The 16909-nt window shown below is 68.6% G+C and carries 15 protein-coding genes; 8 read left to right on the top strand and 7 right to left on the bottom strand.

Translation table 11 applies throughout. The features are described from left to right. Position 1: 1 nt before the first annotated feature. Positions 2-1081 (bottom strand): ABC transporter substrate-binding protein, encoded by a 1080-nt coding sequence (locus AB4Y75_RS12555; protein ID WP_441436223.1) that lies wholly within the window; start codon positions 1079-1081, stop codon positions 2-4. 407 nt (positions 1082-1488) lie between these two features. Here AB4Y75_RS12555 and AB4Y75_RS12550 point away from each other — a divergent pair, with 407 nt between their 5' ends. Further along, positions 1489-1986, top strand: a complete 498-nt coding sequence (locus AB4Y75_RS12550; protein WP_441436222.1) for an FBP domain-containing protein — start codon at positions 1489-1491, stop codon at positions 1984-1986. A gap of 114 nt (positions 1987-2100) precedes the next feature. Here the strand turns inward: AB4Y75_RS12550 and AB4Y75_RS12545 are convergent, their stop codons facing one another. From AB4Y75_RS12545 to AB4Y75_RS12525, 5 genes are all read right to left on the bottom strand, one after another. After that, positions 2101-3243, bottom strand: coding sequence for an FUSC family protein (locus AB4Y75_RS12545; protein WP_441436221.1), 1143 nt, complete (start codon positions 3241-3243; stop codon positions 2101-2103). Positions 3244-3250: 7 nt separating this feature from the next. Next, complete coding sequence (rlmN, locus tag AB4Y75_RS12540; protein ID WP_441436220.1) at positions 3251-4564, bottom strand: 23S rRNA (adenine(2503)-C(2))-methyltransferase RlmN; 1314 nt, start codon at positions 4562-4564, stop codon at positions 3251-3253. A 313-nt stretch (positions 4565-4877) separates the two neighbouring features. Next, entirely contained in the window at positions 4878-8333 is a 3456-nt protein-coding gene (locus AB4Y75_RS12535; protein ID WP_441436219.1) for an ATP-binding protein, read from the bottom strand. Then, positions 8330-9109, bottom strand: coding sequence for a DUF4194 domain-containing protein (locus tag AB4Y75_RS12530; protein WP_441436218.1), 780 nt, complete (start codon positions 9107-9109; stop codon positions 8330-8332). The genes AB4Y75_RS12535 and AB4Y75_RS12530 overlap by 4 nt, the downstream gene beginning before the upstream one ends. Beyond that, a complete protein-coding gene (locus tag AB4Y75_RS12525) occupies positions 9106-10629 on the bottom strand; it encodes a DUF3375 family protein (protein ID WP_441436217.1) in 1524 nt (507 codons plus the stop codon). Before AB4Y75_RS12525 ends, AB4Y75_RS12530 begins: the two co-directional genes overlap by 4 nt. A 274-nt stretch (positions 10630-10903) precedes the next feature. On the opposite strand from AB4Y75_RS12525, the gene AB4Y75_RS12520 reads away from it, so the two are divergent. From AB4Y75_RS12520 to AB4Y75_RS12500, 5 genes are all read left to right on the top strand, one after another. Further along, entirely contained in the window at positions 10904-11584 is a 681-nt protein-coding gene (locus AB4Y75_RS12520; RefSeq protein WP_441436216.1) for a hypothetical protein, read from the top strand. Between the two features lie 18 nt (positions 11585-11602). Then, positions 11603-12004, top strand: coding sequence for an RNA-binding S4 domain-containing protein (locus tag AB4Y75_RS12515; protein ID WP_441436215.1), 402 nt, complete (start codon positions 11603-11605; stop codon positions 12002-12004). A 112-nt stretch (positions 12005-12116) separates the two neighbouring features. Beyond that, on the top strand, positions 12117-12989 hold the full coding sequence (locus AB4Y75_RS12510) for a fumarylacetoacetate hydrolase family protein (RefSeq protein WP_441436214.1): 873 nt from the start codon (positions 12117-12119) through the stop codon (positions 12987-12989). Positions 12990-13166: 177 nt separating this feature from the next. Further along, positions 13167-14381, top strand: coding sequence for an amidohydrolase (locus AB4Y75_RS12505; RefSeq protein ID WP_441436213.1), 1215 nt, complete (start codon positions 13167-13169; stop codon positions 14379-14381). A 267-nt stretch (positions 14382-14648) separates the two neighbouring features. Beyond that, positions 14649-14810: a hypothetical protein gene (locus AB4Y75_RS12500; protein WP_441436212.1), complete on the top strand. Its 162-nt coding sequence runs from the start codon at positions 14649-14651 to the stop codon at positions 14808-14810. Between the two features lie 111 nt (positions 14811-14921). Here the strand turns inward: AB4Y75_RS12500 and AB4Y75_RS12495 are convergent, their stop codons facing one another. Then, on the bottom strand, positions 14922-15176 hold the full coding sequence (locus tag AB4Y75_RS12495) for a hypothetical protein (RefSeq protein WP_441436211.1): 255 nt from the start codon (positions 15174-15176) through the stop codon (positions 14922-14924). Positions 15177-15498: 322 nt separating this feature from the next. Between AB4Y75_RS12495 and AB4Y75_RS12490 the strand changes: the two genes are divergently transcribed. Continuing rightward, positions 15499-16077 carry an AAA family ATPase gene (locus AB4Y75_RS12490; protein ID WP_441436210.1) on the top strand — a complete coding sequence of 193 codons (579 nt, stop codon included), beginning with the start codon at positions 15499-15501 and terminating at the stop codon, positions 16075-16077. A 12-nt stretch (positions 16078-16089) separates the two neighbouring features. Continuing rightward, positions 16090-16857, top strand: coding sequence for an ATP/GTP-binding protein (locus tag AB4Y75_RS12485; RefSeq protein WP_441436209.1), 768 nt, complete (start codon positions 16090-16092; stop codon positions 16855-16857). The last annotated feature ends 52 nt before the right edge of the window (positions 16858-16909 follow it).

Here is a 16909-nt window from a genome sequence, read left to right as displayed (position 1 = left end):
ACTACTTGCCGGCCTTCTCTGCCGCGGCCGCGATCTGGTCCAGCGTGGTGTCCAGGGCCCACGGGAGGCTCAGCGGGGAGGCCGCGGAGGTGGCCAGGGTGACCGTCTTGTCCTCGAACGCCACGAAGGCGCCCTTCTTGATGGCCGGGATCTGGCCGAGCAGCGGGTCCTTCTTGATGGCGTCCGTGGTCTTGGCATCCGGGACCCAGGTGACGAAGACGTCGCTGGCGAGCTCGTTCGCCTTCTCCGCGGACCAGGGCAGGAAGAACTCCTTGCTGCCCTTGCTCTTGTCCGCCACCACGGGCGCCAGGGTCATGCCGATCGCGGAGAGGAAGCGCGGGCGGTTGTCGTTCGCGGTGTAGACGTTCACGCCGTCGCCCTTGGCGGGCTCCAGGTTGCCGTAGATGAAGGACTTGCCGGCGATCGCCGGGTGGGCGGCGGCCTTGTCCTTGATCTGCTGCTCGACGTTCTTGACGAGCTCGTCGGCCTCGGTCTCCTTGCCGAGGGCCTTGCCGATCATCGTGGTGGCGACCTCCCAGGGGGTGCCCCAGGCGAGCTCCGGGTAGGCGACGACGGGCGCGATCTTGGAGAGCTTGTCGTAGTCCTCCTTGCTCAGGCCCGAGTAGGCGGCCAGGATGACGTCCGGGCTGGTCTTGGCCAGCTCGGTGAAGTTGATGCCGTCGGCCTCGGAGTACATGGCCGGGGCCTTGGCGGTGCCGAAGGAGGCGCCCAGCTTCTCCAGGGCGGCGTCCTTCCAGGGAGTGGAGCCCTTGTCATTGCCGCCCCACTCGACCTTGGGAACGCCGACGGGGACCACGCCGAGCGCGATGGCGACGTCGTCGTTGACCCAGGCGACGGTGGCGACGCGCTGCGGCTGCGCCTTGATCGTGGTCTCGCCGTACACGTGCTTGATGGTGACCGGGAAGGAACCGGAGGCCGCTGCAGGGCTGCTTGCGGCCGTGCCGCCCGTCGGGCCCGTGCTGCACGCCGCGAGGACGACGGCGGACAAGGCGGCAGCGCCCAGGCCGGCTCCCGTCCGGAGCAGGGTGCGGCGGCTGGGCTGGGTGATGTCGGACGACATGGGGGCTCCTCGGGGAACAATGAAAGGTACTTAGGCAAGGCTAAGCTATTTCGGAAGCAAATACGTTAAGTTTTTATCACTTATTGCTCTGAGCAGGGAATCCTCCGCCGCCGATGTGACGAAGTGCACGTCATCGGGCGCGCGCTACACTGGTGAAGTCGGAAAAGACACTTTCACAGTCCCGGGATCGGCCGGGCGGAGGAGTTGAGCATGCGCACCAGCACCGTGCCTCATGCCGCGGATCGCGGGGTGGCCGTCATGGCCTGCTGCGCACCGGAGCCCTCCCCGTCTCACCCCTGAACCGCCGGTTCCCTCACCCTCAGGCCCCGGGCATCTCCGTGCCCTGACGCGCCCTCTGAGCGACCCTCGCGGCGGTTCCCCACCGACTCACCGTGAAAGACAGAACCATGCAGCCCATCAGCGCGCAGAAAATCCGCTCCTCCTTCCTCAACGCCAGCCGCTCCGAAGCGTCCCGGCTCAACCTGCCCAAGAACTTCGACTCCCTCGACTGGGAGAACCTGGAGATCCTCGGTTGGCGGGACCCGAAGATGCCCCTTCGCGGGTACCTCGTCTTCCCGGCCGACGACGGCACCGTCACCTCCGTCCTCCTCCGGGCCCCCGAAGGCGGCGCCCGGAAGAACCGTTCCGTGCTGTGTGAGCTCTGCCGCGCGGTCCACGCCAAGAACGACGTCTTCCTCTGGGTGGCCCGCCGGGCCGGCCAGTCCGGGCGGGATGGCAACACCGTCGGCACGCTGATCTGCGCCGACTTCCTGTGCAGCGCGAACGTCCGCGTGGAGCCGCCGAAGAATGAGATCAATCCGGACCCGGCCGCCGTCGTCGCACAGCGCATCGAGGGCCTGAAGGAACGCACCCAACTGTTCCTCGACAAGGTCCGGGGCGGCTAGGTCCCGCCGGAGCCGGCTGAGTCCGCTATCCAAGTGGTGAGTCCGCTACATCATGTAGCGGACTCACACGTTCCATAGCGGACTCAGCCAGCTTGAAGCTCTACAGCCAGGCTCTCAGCCCCGGCGGGACGCCACCAGACGCCGGAACAGTGCCGGAGCGAGGACCACGAGCAGGCCCACCGCCGAGCCGATCACGGTGTCGATGAGCCGGTCATGGAACAGCGTCCCCGGTTCCACCGGTGCCACCAGCAGGGTGGACAGCAGGGCCAGCGGGGTCACCAGCACCTGCGCCAGGAAGTACTGCCGGGTGATCAGCAGCTCGACGCCGAACTGGCACAGGGCGATGAGCACCACCATCTGCCACACCTCCGGCCGGAGCGCCACGATGGCGCCGAGCACCGCCAGGCCGACCACGGTGCCGAACACACGCTGGAGGCCCCGGGTCACGCGATGCCGGGTGGAATGCCCCACCAGGGGCACCACGGACGCGACCATGGCCCAGTAGTTGTGCCCGAATCCGAGAGCCTGACCCACCGCGGTCGCCAGGGTGCCCGCGATGGCCGGCGCCACGATGTACCCGGCCGATTCGATCCACACCATGCGCCGTTCCGCCGGCGCCACCCGGATCCGCCAGACCCGCCGCAGTTCCTTCCAGTTCAGCGGTGTGCGGTGGGACGGACGGACGCGCGACAGCAGCCCGATGCCCAGACACAGGGCGATCGTGAGGATCGAGGTCAGCGCCACCTCCCAGAGCGGCGGCTGATGCGGGACGGACGCCACGGCGGCGAAGGCGAAGATGTAGAAGAGGGAACCCGCGGGCCGCAGATGCCACAGCCCGGCGATGACCGAACAGGCCCAGGCGACCCCGGTGGTCACGGCCACGCTGACCCAGGGGTCGAGGGTCCCGCCCGGGCTCTGCCGCGCCAGAAGGGTGGCGGCCATGAGCACGCCGAACATGAGGAGACCGGCCCGCGCCTGGGTCACCACCCGCATCCGGTGCGGTTCATTGCGCCCGTAGATCCCCGTGAACGCCGAGAAGTTGGCGAAGATGGCCAGGTCCAGACGCCCCGTCAGCACCAGCAGGAGCAGCGGCAGGAACAGCCCGAGCGCCACCCGGGCGGCCGGATGATGATCGCGCCCGGAGGGGCCGATGCTGAACAGCATCTCCCGGAAGAAGAGGGCTACGGAACGTGCCCGACCCCCGGCGGCCTGCCGGCCGTCGTCGGGGGTCCCGTCCAGTACGCCGCCGTGAGTCACGTGCCGCTTACTCCGCAGCGGCGAGCTGCCCGCAGGCGCCGTCGATCTCCTTGCCGCGAGTGTCCCGCAGCGTGGTGGGCACGCCCGCCTCGCGGAGCGTGGTGACGAAGAGGTCCTGGATCTCCGGCTCGGAGGCGGTCCAGATGGAACCCGGGGTGGGGTTCAGCGGGATCGGGTTCACGTGCACCCAGCCCCGGCCGCGCCGGTTCAGCTTCTTGGCCAGGAGCGCGGCGCGCCAGGCGTGGTCGTTCATGTCCTTGATGAGCGCGTACTCGATGCTCACACGGCGGCCGGTCTTGCGGAAGTAGTCGTACGCGGCGTCGATCGCCTCGTCCACGTTCCAGCGGTTGTTGACCGGGATCAGCTCATCCCGCAGCTCGTCGTCCGGGGCGTGCAAGGACAGTGCGAACGTCACGGGGACGTCCTCGTCCGCGAGCTTGCGGATCGCCGGGACCAGGCCCACGGTGGAGACGGTGATGTTGCGGGCGCTCATGCCCAGGCCCTGCGGCGAGGGGTCCACGAAGCGGTGCACGGCGGCCATCACGCGCTTGTAGTTGGCCAGCGGCTCGCCCATGCCCATGAAGACGATGTTGGTGACGCGCTCGTCGTCGTGTTCCTTCTCGCCCAGCTCTCCCGCGGCGATGGCCCGGTTGGCGGCCACGACCTGGTCCACGATCTCCGCCGTCGACATGTTGCGGGTCAGGCCGGCCTGGCCGGTGGCGCAGAACGGGCAGTTCATGCCGCAGCCCGCCTGCGAGGAGACACACAGCGTGATGCGGCCGGGGTAACGCATGAGCACCGACTCGACCAGCGCGCCGTCGAACAGCCGCCAAAGGAACTTGATGGTGTTGCCGTCATCCGTGCGGAGGCGGCGGACCTGGGTGAGCAGCGGCGGGAACATGGCCTCGACCAGTTCCTCACGGCCGGCCTTGGGCAGATCGCTCATCTGCTCGGGGTCCGTGGTCCAGTGCTGGAAGTAATGCGTGGAGAGCTGCTTGGCGCGGAAAGCGGGCAGGCCGAGCTCCTTGAGCTTGGCGGCGCGCTCGTCCAGGGTCATGTCCGCCAGGTGCTGCGGGGGCTGCTTCACGCGCGGCGAAGCGAACTGCAGGACCGGACGCCCCTCGGTGGTGCGGGCCTGCTCCCAGCCTTCGGCCGCGGGCCTGACCTGGGGCCGGTCCTCGGTCATGGCCACCTTCGCCACGGCCTCGCCATGGGTGTTGCCTGCCGTCTTTTCGCGCACGACGACGCCGCGCGGCGGCTGCGCGGGAGCCTTGCCGTTGTCGCGGGATTCAGAGCCGGGGTTACGAGGAGAGGAAGCCATCACCTTCCATTGTCCCACGGTCCCGCAAGGCCAGGCAGTGAGTTTCCCCACCGCGGCGCCCTACCCGTTGTCGCACGGTCCGTTGTCGCACGGTCCGTTGTCGGGTCCGTTGTCGCACGACCCCGCGGACCCGGCCGGACCCCACGTGCCGAAACAGTGAGTTTCCGCTGAAACAGTGAGCAGAACTCGCTGTTTCAGCGGAAACTCACTGTTTCAGCGGGGAGGACCCACGAAGGACCCGTCCCACCAGCACGAGGCCGACTGCGACCTCCAACCCCGGCGAACGAGTCCACCCGGCAGACCCGCCGGCCCTCTAGCCCAGCCGGATGTCGACGGGGTTCGCCTCGCTCCGGGGCTGGCCCGGGGCTGCCTTGCCACCCAGGGGAAGCACCCCGGAACGGTTGGTCCGTCGGTCCCTGAGGATCTCCGTGACGGATCCGAGGTGCCGCGACAGGTCGATCACGTTTTCCGGGGCCGCCAGAAGCAGCTGGAAACCGAATTCGTGGAGCGCGGCGATGCCCTGACCCGCGAACTCCTCGCTGGCCAGCACGAACGCCTCGTCCATCATCACGGTCCCGTAGCTCGTGAAGCCCTGCTCCGCGATGCCGAGCTGATAGCTCAGGGCCGCCGCCATGATGAACGCCGTGAACCGCTGCCGTTCGCCACCGGACATGGAGCCGGTGTCCGAGTGCATGAACACCTCGGCCCGGGGCTCCTCACCCTCCACCCGGACCATCCGGTGCTCCTTGCACGCGATGAACAGGTGCCCGCGGACATCCAGCACCTCGGCCCGCCACCGGCGGTCCTCCGGTGCCTGGGAAGACAGCCGGGTGACCAGGTTCTCCAGGGTCTTGTAGCGGATGGTGAGCTCGTCGTCGTCGCCCGTCGGGGCACCGGAGGCTCCGGCCGGGCCCGCGTCCGCGCCACGCGCGTGCCGCACCCGCAGGGCCCGCGAGATGGCGTCCTTGAAGGCCTTGGCGCTCGGCGGGACGGTCTGCTTGATGTCGAGTTCCAAGTGGCTGCCCTCGTGGAAGTCCACGCCGGCCAGGATGCCGTTCAGCGGCAGGATGCGGCTCGTGATGGCACGCCGCTCCTCATCCAGCAGGTGCAGCAGCGTGGAGAACGACTCGTGGGTGCGCTGATTGAAGAACGCCCGGAACTCCTCCTCCTGGGCGGGCAGGCCGTCCCGGACGATCGCGTGGTAACGCTCCTCGTAGTCCGGGGCCGCCCCGATCCCGGTGCCGTGGTCGGCCGAGACCGTTCCGCCCCAGCGGCGTGCGAAGGAGTCGAAGATCCTGGTCAGACGTTCGGCGGTGGCCTGCGCGGCGCTCTCGGCCCGGTGCAGCTCGTCCTGCAGGGCGGAACGGACGCGCACGGCGGCCAGGTCCAGTTCGGCGATGTCGCCGAACTCCCCCATCTCCTCGAAGCGCGGGGCGAGGGCCTCCACGGTCTCCGGCGACGGCGGGTTCTCCGACACCCGCTTGCGCGCGGCGGCGAGCAGTTTGTCCGCGGAGACGAGCTGGGTGTCAAGGGCTTTGTACTCGTTCTGGAGGACGGCCGCGGCCTCGGTGCTCTCCTGGTGCTGCCTGCGCGTCTGCTCGACCTTGGCCCGCAGGGGCTCCAGGTCCGCCTGGGCCGCGAGCGCATCCGCCAGGCGGCGCTCCAGACGCTGAACCTCCTCGGCCGCGACCTCCGCCGAGACCTCGCTCCACTCGCGGTGATCCGCCGCCACGCGGCGCAGGGCCTCGAGCTGACGGGCCACGCCCTGGTGCGAATCCTCGCGGTCCTGGGCCACCGTCTCCGCGGCCTTGAGGCTCTCTCGCAGCTCGGCGATGCGGTCCTGGACCATCGCGACCTTGCTGGCGTTGTCGAAACCGAGGACGAAGTCACGGCGCGCGGCGAATCGGTCGTCCTTCTCCACGGTGTGGCTGTTCCGCTTGACCACGCCGCCCAGGGAGAGACCGCGTTCCAGCCCGGCCAGCTCCGCCGGGTCCTCCACGCACGGGTAGGCGTAATCCAGCGCGATCCGCTCCCGCAGCCATTCCACCGCGGCTTCCCGGGCCGGGGTCAGACCGGTCTCCAGGAAACGCAGCTTGGCGAGCAGGTCCCGGGGCTCCACCGCGGACAGCGCTGCTTCCGCGCCGGGCAGCACGCGGGAGACGTCCACCGCGCGGAGGGCCCCACGGATGGTGGTGCCGTCCAGGAACTCGGTGACCTTGGTGAAGAGCTCGCCCGGGACCAGCAGCGTGGTGGCCAGGTTGCGGAGGGCGCGCTCGGCCGCGGGACGCCACCGCTCCTCTTCGGGAAGCAGGTCCATGAGCTCACCCGCGAACGGCAGCTCGGAGATCTCCACCTCCAGCGCCGCCGCGATGGCCGCGCGGTTCTCCAGGGACGGCTGCGGCATGAGCGAGGTGCCCGACTGCAGGGAACGCAGCTCCTTGCCGGCCTCCTCCAGTTCGCGCTTGGCCGTGGCGTGCGCGTCGAAGGCCTCGAAGCGGAGCGCCTTGAGGGACTCGGCGTCCCCGGTCAGTTCGGCGCTGCGCCGCTCCGCCTGCTGGTGCGCCTGCGCCCAGCCCTCGGCCGTCCACTGGAGTTCCAGGCCGGCGTCGCGCAGTTGCTTCTGCACGCCCGTCTCCAGGTCGCGCCGGAGCCGCTGCGCCAGGCGCGCATTCTCCAGTCCGGCCTCGATGGAGGCGATCGCATTGCCACCCTGGTTGTTGTAGTCCAGCTCCAGCTCGCGCAGCTGGGCGGCGAGCGCGTCACGGCTCATCCGCTCGGCCTTGAGGGCCTGGGCCTTGTCCGCGGCGCGCGCCTTGAGCCGCGCCACGGTGTTCTCATGCACGACGACGGCGAGCGCCTGCCGCTGCGCGTCGAACTCGGTGCCACCGAGGGTGCGGAGGCGGTTGGCTTCCAGGAGGTGGCGTGCGTAGTCCTTGTTCAGCTGCGGGACGGGGGCCAGATCATCGCGCTGGAGGCGGACGTCCTCGAGCCGCTGCCGGATGGAGATGAGGTTGCTGAACTCCTCCACCACGGCGTCCGCGGCGTCCAGGGTGGCCGGCGGGTCCAGGACCTGGTCGCGGAAGAAGGTGTTGACGCTGCCGCCCAGCCCCTTGCCCGCCTGGATGACGCGCAGGAGCGGGAGGGCCTGGTCGCTGCCGATGCCCAGGATGCGGCGGAACCGTTCGGCGAAGGTGCGGTGCACGTCGAACACCTGTGCGCCGGGGAACGAGTCCTCCAGGGTGGAGCGGGTGAAGCGCTTGTGCGCCAGGGTCTCCAGGACGTCCACGTCCAGCGGGACGGTGTCGATCATGTAGTGGCGGCCCACATTGGCCTCGGTGCCGTTCTTCGGCAGGTCGAAGAGGGCGGAGAGGGTCACCGTGGTGCCGGCGGCGTTGTCGAAGGTCAGCGCGACGGCGGACCACGTGGCGCCGGGCCGCTGGAAGGCGCTGGTGGCCCCGTCCGTGGTGGCGCGGTCGCCGACCTTGCCGCGCATGTAGGTGTAGGTGGTGCGCTTGTCGTCCACGGCGCCGCCCATCCGGGCCGCGGCGGCCTCGTTCGAGCGCGGGCGGGCGTCGAAGACGCGCAGCATGGCGTCGAACAGGGTGGATTTGCCCACGCCGGAGTTGCCCGTCAGAAGGGTGCCGCGGCGGTCCACGTGCATGACGTGGGCGCCGTGGAACGTGCCCCAGTTGACCAGCTGGACCCGGGCCAGGCGCATCTGCCCGGGGTTGATGTCATCGCCGATGGGCAGCAGTGCGGGGATGCTCATGCCTGCTCCTCCTCGGGGGTCGTGTCGGGTTCGTCAGCGACGGCGGCGGGGTCATCCTGCTCGACCGGCTCCACGGCGTCCTCCCCGCCGTCGTCGTCGATGTCCAGGAGGGCCTGGGTCCCCACCGCGTCCTCCGAGGCGTGCTGGAGCCGTTCCAGCTGGGCCGTGATGGCGGTGATGCTGTCGAACGGGAGGGCCAGAGGCAGAGCGCCGCTGATGCCGAAGACGTTGTCCAGCCCGGTGGGGAGGAGCAGCTGGCGCGCGCGCAGTTTGTCCACGGCGGCCTGGACGGTCTTGGCGTCCCGGTAGGCGTCCTGCTCAGCGGCGGGCTGGTAGTGCGCGACGATCTCCGCGATCTCCTCGAGGGTGACCGTGGGTTCCGTCTGCGCTTCGCTGTGCCGGTCCAGGAGAAGGCGGAGCCGCAGGAGGACGATCGTCTCCACGCGGCTGAGCGCACGCTGCTGCCTGAGGAGGCTGGACCGGGCGTTGCCGCCGAGCAGTTCGGGGTCCACGGGGCGCAGCACGGCGATCTTGCGTTCGTGGTCCAGGTGCAGGGTGAGGAAGAGCTCCGAGAGGCGGGACCGCAGGACCTGCTGGTGATCCGTCAAAGTGGTCCACAGCTTCTCGTCCCGGCCACCGTCCACATAGGGGCCCTTGAGCAGGCGCACCAGGGCATGGCGCAGCCGCAGCGGGAGGACGCCGGTGTCGCCGGGGTAGAGCTCGGCTCCGTCCACAAAGGTGTCCCGGGCGTCGACGCCGTGGATCTGCTCGCTCATTCCTGTCCTTCCTTGGTGCGTTGCCTGCGCGGGGTGCTCGACGTCGGCGGCGTGTCCGGCGCGGGCACAGGCTCCGCGCCGCCGTCGTCCGCGCCGCCGGGCAGCGTCACGAGCGGCACGGTGGCTGCTCTCAGACTGCCGTCCACCTGTTCGAACTCGACGCTCTCCTGGCCGGCGGCCGAGAAGGCCGCCCCAGAGTTGAGCGCCTCGGACAGCAGGGCGCGGATCGAGTTGATGTGCCGTTCCTGGGGCGGGAGCGCGGTCCACGCGTCCCCCACCGTCCGGGCGCCGGCCAGGGCGGTGCGGATCAGCGCGGGCTTCGCCTTGGGGGTCCGCGGCGCACGCGTCCGGTCCTGCTCGGCGAAGTCGATCGGGTCGGCCAGCCGCGGCGGTTCCTCGAATTCGTCCGGGTCGAAGAGCTGCACCATGGAGATCGACTCCAGCACACCGCCGAACAGTTCCGGGGCGGCGGCGAAGCCCGGCTTGTCCCGCTCGTACGGGAGACTCCGGACGGCCTGCTCGGCTTGGCGCAGTGCCTGCCGGAGCCGGAGCGAGTGCCGGAAGTCGTCGCTCTGCACGTAGGTGTTGAGGCTCTCGGAGAGCTTGCCGTAGATCCGCTGGATCTGCGCGTGCTGATTCCGGAGCTCCGAGACCAGGCTCTTGAGCGTCTCCCGGTCCTCGGCGGCGAGGGTGTCCGCGAACTGACGGCTGAGCACCTCGGCGATCGCGGAACGGAACCGCAGCTGCTGCTGAGGGTCTTCGAGGAAGGCGGTGAAGGAGCGGAAGGTCCTGCCCTCCGGGCTCTGGCGCAGGATGCGGTCCTGTTCCAGCACCTGGGCCATGGTGGCGCCCTTGGTGAGCGATTCCTCGATGATCTGGTTGCGGAGCTTGCCCACCAGGTCCTCGATGCTGTCGCGCATCTTCTTGTAGTCGGCCGGGAGGCTGGCGGCGAGGTCCAGGATGTTCTCGGTCGCTTCCACCGCCTCGTCCTCGTCCAGGAGGCCGTCGAGCTCTCCGGAGGTGATGCCACGGATCAGCTCCTGGCGCTCCTGGATCTCTTCCCGGAGCGATTCCAGGCGCGCCGTCTGATCCGGGTTGGTCTCGTGGGCCAGCTTCTCGACGTCGTTGAGCAGCGTCCCCAGGCGGGAGCCGGTGAGGGTGGAACGGGGTGAGCTGAGGCTCTCCAGGAAGGCGAGCACGCGGGAGGCGGCTTCGGTGAGTTCGTAGACGATGTGACCGGAGTGATGGCGGCGGGTCACGAACTTCCGGCGGGTCCATTCGTCGGCCACGGTGCGGCCGGTGTTGGCGCCCGCGACGGCGGGATCGGTGGCCCGCAGCTGTTCCAGGCAGAGATCCAGCTCCGCGTGGAACTCCTCCAGGGTCAGGCTCGGCCGGGTCCGGGTGAAGGTGGACTGGAGGACCGCGATCACCCAGGGAGCGGAGCGGGTCAGCGCCCAGGCGGGTCCCTTGGTCAGCGATTCGAGGGTGGCGAGCCGTCGCGTGAGGTCCGTGGTGTCCACCGGGCAGCACCTCTTTCCTCAACCTCTTGCCCTCGCGCGGAGCGAGGCACGCCGAAAATGACCAGCTTTAAGGGTACGCGGGCCGCGCGTCGGGTCCGGACCTGTCATTTTTCATCACAAACGAACTACGATTCCGCAACGGACCCGCCGCGCCGTTCCCCTGACCGCATCCGGGTGGCTACCGTTGGATTTCAGAGTTCCGTCAGAGCGCCCTAGGAACGCGCTCCGACACTCCGACACCAGGTCTGCACACCGCCAAAGGGGATGACGGCGAATGACATCTGATACCACCATGATCCTGAACCTCACCTTTGTGGGGACGCTGATGATCGCCGCCTTCCTGGCGGCTCTGGTTCTCTTCGCCGGCTGCATGGCGCTGGTCTTCACGGGACTCGGCAGGCTGGTCTATCTCGGCGCGAGCCGGCTGATCGGCGTCGGCCGGAATCTGGGCGGCCGCGTGGCCGCCGCACGCCAGACCACGGACGTCGGCACCGCGCTCGACGACGACGGCGCCACCGCCGCGCCGGCCCTCACCGCGGACGCGGCGAATGTCAGCCCGGACCGGGCTCCCGCCGCATCGTCCAGCGCCGTGAAGGCGCCGTCGGTAACGCCGGCGGACGCAGGCAGGTCCGGCCTCATCCCGTCCTGGAGCAAGGCGACCGCGCCCTCGGGGACCACGCCCTCGGGGAAAGCCTCCCCCTCCGTGAAGGTCACGCTGACCGAACCGGCCGCCACGCCGGCCGCCGTCGAGCTGCCGGCCGTCGAGCTGGCTTCCGCGCCCGCCGGGAAGACCTCCACGGTCACCCCGGCGAACGCCGCCCGCACGCCGAAAAAGCCCGGCGCCAACGGCGCCGCACGGAATGCCACCTGGCCCAAGGGTTCGGCCCGGAATGCCGTCCCGGGCCTGCTCCGCCCCTCCCAGGATTCAGAGGAACAGCACGCCAAGGGCGCTTGAGGCGCATAATCAATACCCATGGCTGCCCATTCCGGGACTCCGTCCCTCTCCAAGTCCGCGCCCAATGCCGTCCGGGTTGATGCGTGGCTCTGGGCCGTGCGCGCCTACAAGACCCGCTCCGCCGCCACCGCGGCCTGCCGTGCGGGCCACGTCCGGCTGAACGGCAACCCGGTCAAGGCGTCCCAGATCGTGATCCCGGGCGATGAGGTGCGCATCCGCATGCCCGGCTACGAACGCATCCTGGAGGTGCGCCAGCTGATCGCCAAACGCGTGGGCGCCGAGGCGGCGTCGCACGCGTTCACGGACCGCACGCCGCCTCGCCCGGTGGCCCCGCAGCTGGGCATCCCGGTCCGCGACCGGGGCACGGGACGGCCCACCAAGAAGGACCGGCGCGAGATGGACCGGCTGCGCGGGAGCTGAACCGCGGGCCCAGGGCGGACGGATGCACGCTGGAGGTTTGGGAGCTGCCCCGGACGCGGGCATGGCGCCAGTCACATTTCCGCCTCACCCGCGGTCCCCGGACACTGGTGGCATGACCCTCAAGTTCGCCCGTATCGGCTCCCCCGGGGCCGAGGAGCCCGTGGTGGTTGTCGATGACGCCAGCGGCCGCGCCCGGTATTTCAGCCTCCTGCCCCTGACGCAGGACATCGACTCCACCTTCCTGTCCCGTGACTTCGTGTCGGAGACCCAGTCCGCCCTCGACGCCGGGCTGCTGCCCGCCGTCGAGCCCTCCGAGCGGATCGGCGCCCCCGTGGCCCGGCCGGGGAACGTGGTGGGCATCGGTCTGAACTACGCGGCCCATGCCGCGGAGTCCGGCCTGGAGCCGCCGGCGTCGCCGGTCGTGTTCCTCAAACCCGCCAACACCGTCGCCGGACCGTACGACGAGTTCCCCGGCCTGCCCGGCAGCGAGCAGCTCGACTGGGAGGTGGAACTGGGCCTGGTGATCGGCCGCTCCGCGCACCTCCTGGCCGACGAGCACGAAGCCCAGGCGGCGATCGCCGGGTACGTCCTCGCCAACGACCTCTCGGAGCGTTCCCTGCAGCTGGGTGGCGCGGGCGGCCAGTGGACCAAGGGCAAGTCGCTGCCCGGCTCCACCCCGCTGGGCCCCTGGCTGGTCCCGGCCGTGGGCGCGGACGGCACGCCCTTCGACGTCTCCTCGCTCCCCCTCGCCACGCGGGTGAACGGTGTGGAGTGCCAGCGCTCGACGACGGCGGACATGGTCTTCCGCGCCGCGTTCCTGGTGCACCACGTCAGTCAGTTCATGGCGCTCGAGCCGGGCGACGTGATCATCACGGGCACCCCGGAGGGTGTCGCCATGTCCGGCCGGTTCGCGTACCTCAAGCACGGCGACGTGGTGGAGATCGAGGCTCCGGGCCTCGGCGCCCAGCGCATCGTCGTCGGCTGACCGCTTCCTCTCTCTCCGGTCTCCGGCTCGCGAGACGCCACTTGAGCACAATGTCCGCGTGAAGCATTGTGCTCAAGTGGCGTCTCGCGAGCTGAAGGACGAGCCGGAAGGACCAGAAGGTCCGGAAGACTCGGCGCGGCGCTTTCGGTGGTTGCTCAACGCAACTAGCCTGGGGTCATGACTCTGGATCTCACCGCCATTTACAAAGACCTCCACAGCAACCCGGAACTCTCCTTCCAGGAGACCCGCACCGCCGGCATCGTCGCCGGGCACCTGCGGGAGCTCGGCTTCGAGGTGACGGAAGGCGTGGGCCGCACCGGCGTCGTCGGCGTCCTGGCCAACGGCGTCGGACCCACCGTGCTGCTGCGCGCGGACATGGACGGCCTTCCCGTGGAGGAGCAGACCGGCCTCGACTACGCGAGCACCGCCCGTGGGACCGATCCAGACGGCAACGACGTTCCCGTCATGCACGCCTGCGGTCACGATGTGCACGTGACCTGCCTGCTCGGGGCGGCCGAACATCTGGTCGACTCCCGCGAGGAGTGGTCGGGCACGCTCGTCACGGTCTTCCAGCCCGCGGAAGAGGCCGGAGGCGGCGCCGCGGAGATGCTCCGTGACGGGTTCCTGGACCGTTTCCCGCGCCCCGATGTGGTGCTCGGCCAGCATGTGGCTCCGATCCCGGCCGGGTTCATCGGCTTGACCCCCGGCCCGGCGATGGCTGCCGCGGACAGCCTGAGCATCACCCTGCACGGCGTGGGAGGCCACGGCTCGCGCCCCGAGGCCACCGTGGACCCCGTGTACCTCGCGGCCAATGTCATCAACCGCCTGCAGGGCGTGGTGTCCCGCGAGATCAGCGCCCTGGACACGGCCGTCGTGACGGTCGGCCAGGTCCACGCCGGGACCAAGAACAACATCATCCCGGACAAGGCGACCCTGGGCCTGACGGTGCGCAGCTACCGCGAGGAGGTCCGTTCCAAGGTCCTGGAGAGCGTGGAGCGCGTGGCCAAGGCGGAGGCACAGGCCTCGGCCAGCCCGAAAGAACCCACGATCGAGTACTTCGAGCGCTTCCCCGTCACGGTCAACGACCCCACGGCCAGCGAGCGGGTGGCCACCGTGCTGCGGGGTGTCCTGGGCGAGCAGCGCGTGCTGAACCCGGGCCCGCTGTCCGGCAGCGAGGACGTCGGCGAGTTCGCGACGGCGGCGGACGTGCCGCTGGTCTACTGGTTCCTGGGCGGCGGCGAGCCTTCCCTGGCGGAGATCGTGGCGAGGACCGGTCGGATGCCCGACGACGTCCCCTCCAACCACTCGCCGTTCTTCGCCCCGGTGATCGATCCGACGCTGGGCAACGGCGTGAAGGCGCTGGTGGCCGCGGCCCGCGAGTTCCTGGGCTAGCTCGAGCGAGGCTTCCTGAGTACTGCGATTGACAGCCACCGTAGAACTTGACGGTGCTGTTCAGCGGGCGTCGCCGTTGAACGCGGCGTCGGCTGAACCCCGCAGTTCTCCGGAGTGCCGCCCGAGACCCCGCCTCCCCCGCTTCCGAGGGCCCTGAGACGCTCCGGCGGCGCCTGCAACTTTCGACAGACATGGCACTGGGAAGCGGGTATAGCCTGGGACCGACCACACCGAATGGGCTCACACCGAGCGGATCAAGGAGCTGTCATGGGACACGACAAGAACGACGAACTGCGCGAAGAGCACGGCGAGCAGGAGGAGCAGCGTCAGGAGCGCCGCGACGCTGATTTCTTCGAGGGGAACGACGGCGCCGACCTCGGCTCCCAGGACGACCGCCGCGAAGAAGGCGACGAGAAGAAGCACCACTGATCAGCGTTTCCTCTGCTGAATCCTGAGGCTTCTTCGGGTACGAATCCCCCGACGGGCGCGCACTGGCGCGTCCGTCGGGGGATTTTTGCGTCAGTGCAGATTCCGACCACATCAAATCTTCTGGGGCGCGAAACGAAAGACCAGCGGGATTTTTGACTGCGAGTTCCACAGCGGGAGGTCGCAAACGACAGCTCCAGCCTGATCCGCTTGAACCTCCCAAAACTCGTTCAGGATGCCTCTGACCTCATCGAGGTCAGCAGCGCTCAAATTCTTAAGACCCTTCCCACTCGGTCGATCGCCGAAATGATTCTCCAGTGCATCAAGGACTGTGACCGGAGGAGCACTGCGCGCCGAGTCTGCAAACATGGTCCAATTCTTCGCCGCTTAAACCCGTCAGGCATCAACCTAGAGCTCACCATTTTCTCGATCTGGCCGCCCAGATCACCAGACCTCTGTCCCGGCAGAGTGCTCGCCTCCCCGCGGCTATCACGTGGGGTGCAGGCTAGTGCTGCCACGAGCGGTATCGGCCGATCGTGGGGCACGAGATCGCGATTCGTGCCCGGTTCCGCGTCTCTCAGGATCGCTCAGTCTGGTACCGAACGCACTATGATAACGCGACTCTGGGTCTGATCCACGAACCGATTTAGCGTCGTTCGTAGACATCTCGTCGTCTGTCTATGGAGACCCTATGAGAATTGCCATCACGGGTTCGTATGGTGCCGGAAAAACAACACTGGTCAAGAAGTTGGTCACCAATGTCGGCCTGCACTACCAACATGTTCCCGAAATGAGCTCCCCGCTGTGGCAGGCCGGCAAGCAGGCGACCGAATGCAGCCGGGACGAGCTCATCGAACTTCTGATCCGGCGCCTGATGGACCGGGCGGCCTTGGAGTTCGACGAGCCTGATGTCGTCTCGGACGGGTCTCTCCTGCACGACTGGGTGTTCGTGCGCACCATGCTGATGCACGGCGCACACCCCACTCCTGACGTTCACGCAGACACCAGCTGGCAGATTGAATCCATCGAGCCGATCCGGCGAGCGCTTCTGACCCGGATGGCCGACCTTTACGACCTCGTCGTCCACCTCCCCATCGAGTTTCCGCTCGCGGTGGAGAACCGGCCGGTGTCCGACAAATTCCGGGAGCTCAGCGACCGCTACCTCATCTCGGAATTGGAGCACCTCTCCATCCCGACCCTGGAGGTCACCGGAACCCTCGATGAGCGCCTAGCACAGTGCCAGGGCGCCATCGAATCAACCACCCACTGAGAAAGACCACTGATGAAAAACAACCTCAAGCTCGCAATTTCCGGGACGTATTCCACCGGCAAGAGCACCACCACCGAGGCGCTGTCCATTGCAACGGGCATCCCGCGGACTCACGCCATGACATCACGGGAGATCCTGATCGACCTCATCCCCGGCAAGACCGTGATGGAGCTCAACGGCATGGAGCTGATCAAGCTCATGATGAGGCGATTCGAGGAGCGTGTTCACAACGAGGCCGGAGAGGGTCCCTTCATCTCCGACGGCGGCGTCTTCCACGAGTGGGTCTACCTCGAGGCGCGCATGCGGATCGGGATCAATCCGGGAGCGCCGGCCTGGTTTCAGGCGGTGAAAAAGATCACCGGCCTCCCGGTCAAGCACTTCTACAAGTCGTACGCCGACATGCTCGGCGAAGTGACCCGCCGTCGCGCACGGGGTCTGTACGACGCCTACGTGCATCTGCCCGTCGAGTTCGACATGCATGCCGATGGTCATCGCCCTGTGTCCGAGCCCTTCCGCCGTCTCTCCGATGATCTGCTGATCGACACCGTCTCCACCATGGGCAAGCCCTTCTACATCGTCGGAGGTTCCGTTGAAGAACGGCTGGAGAAGATCATCGACCTCTTCGACCTGCCCGTGGCCGTGCCGATCGAACAGGCGATCGCCCAGGCCCGGACGAACGTCGCGGCGGCCACCAAGATCCTGGAGGACGACGCCCGGTTCCATGACGCACAGCGCACCAAATCGTTCACCCGGCAGCTCAGCTACGCCCTGCGTTACTGACCTTCTCCACAGACCGCACGCACGGCCTTCACCACACGCACAGCCCTCATCC

Origin of the sequence: Arthrobacter sp. RAF14, from assembly GCF_052114185.1 — a bacterium.
Taxonomy (GTDB): Bacteria; Actinomycetota; Actinomycetes; order Actinomycetales; family Micrococcaceae; genus Arthrobacter_E.
The sequence above is the reverse complement of the archived record's forward strand: the minus strand, read 5'-3'. Positions and strand labels throughout refer to the sequence as shown.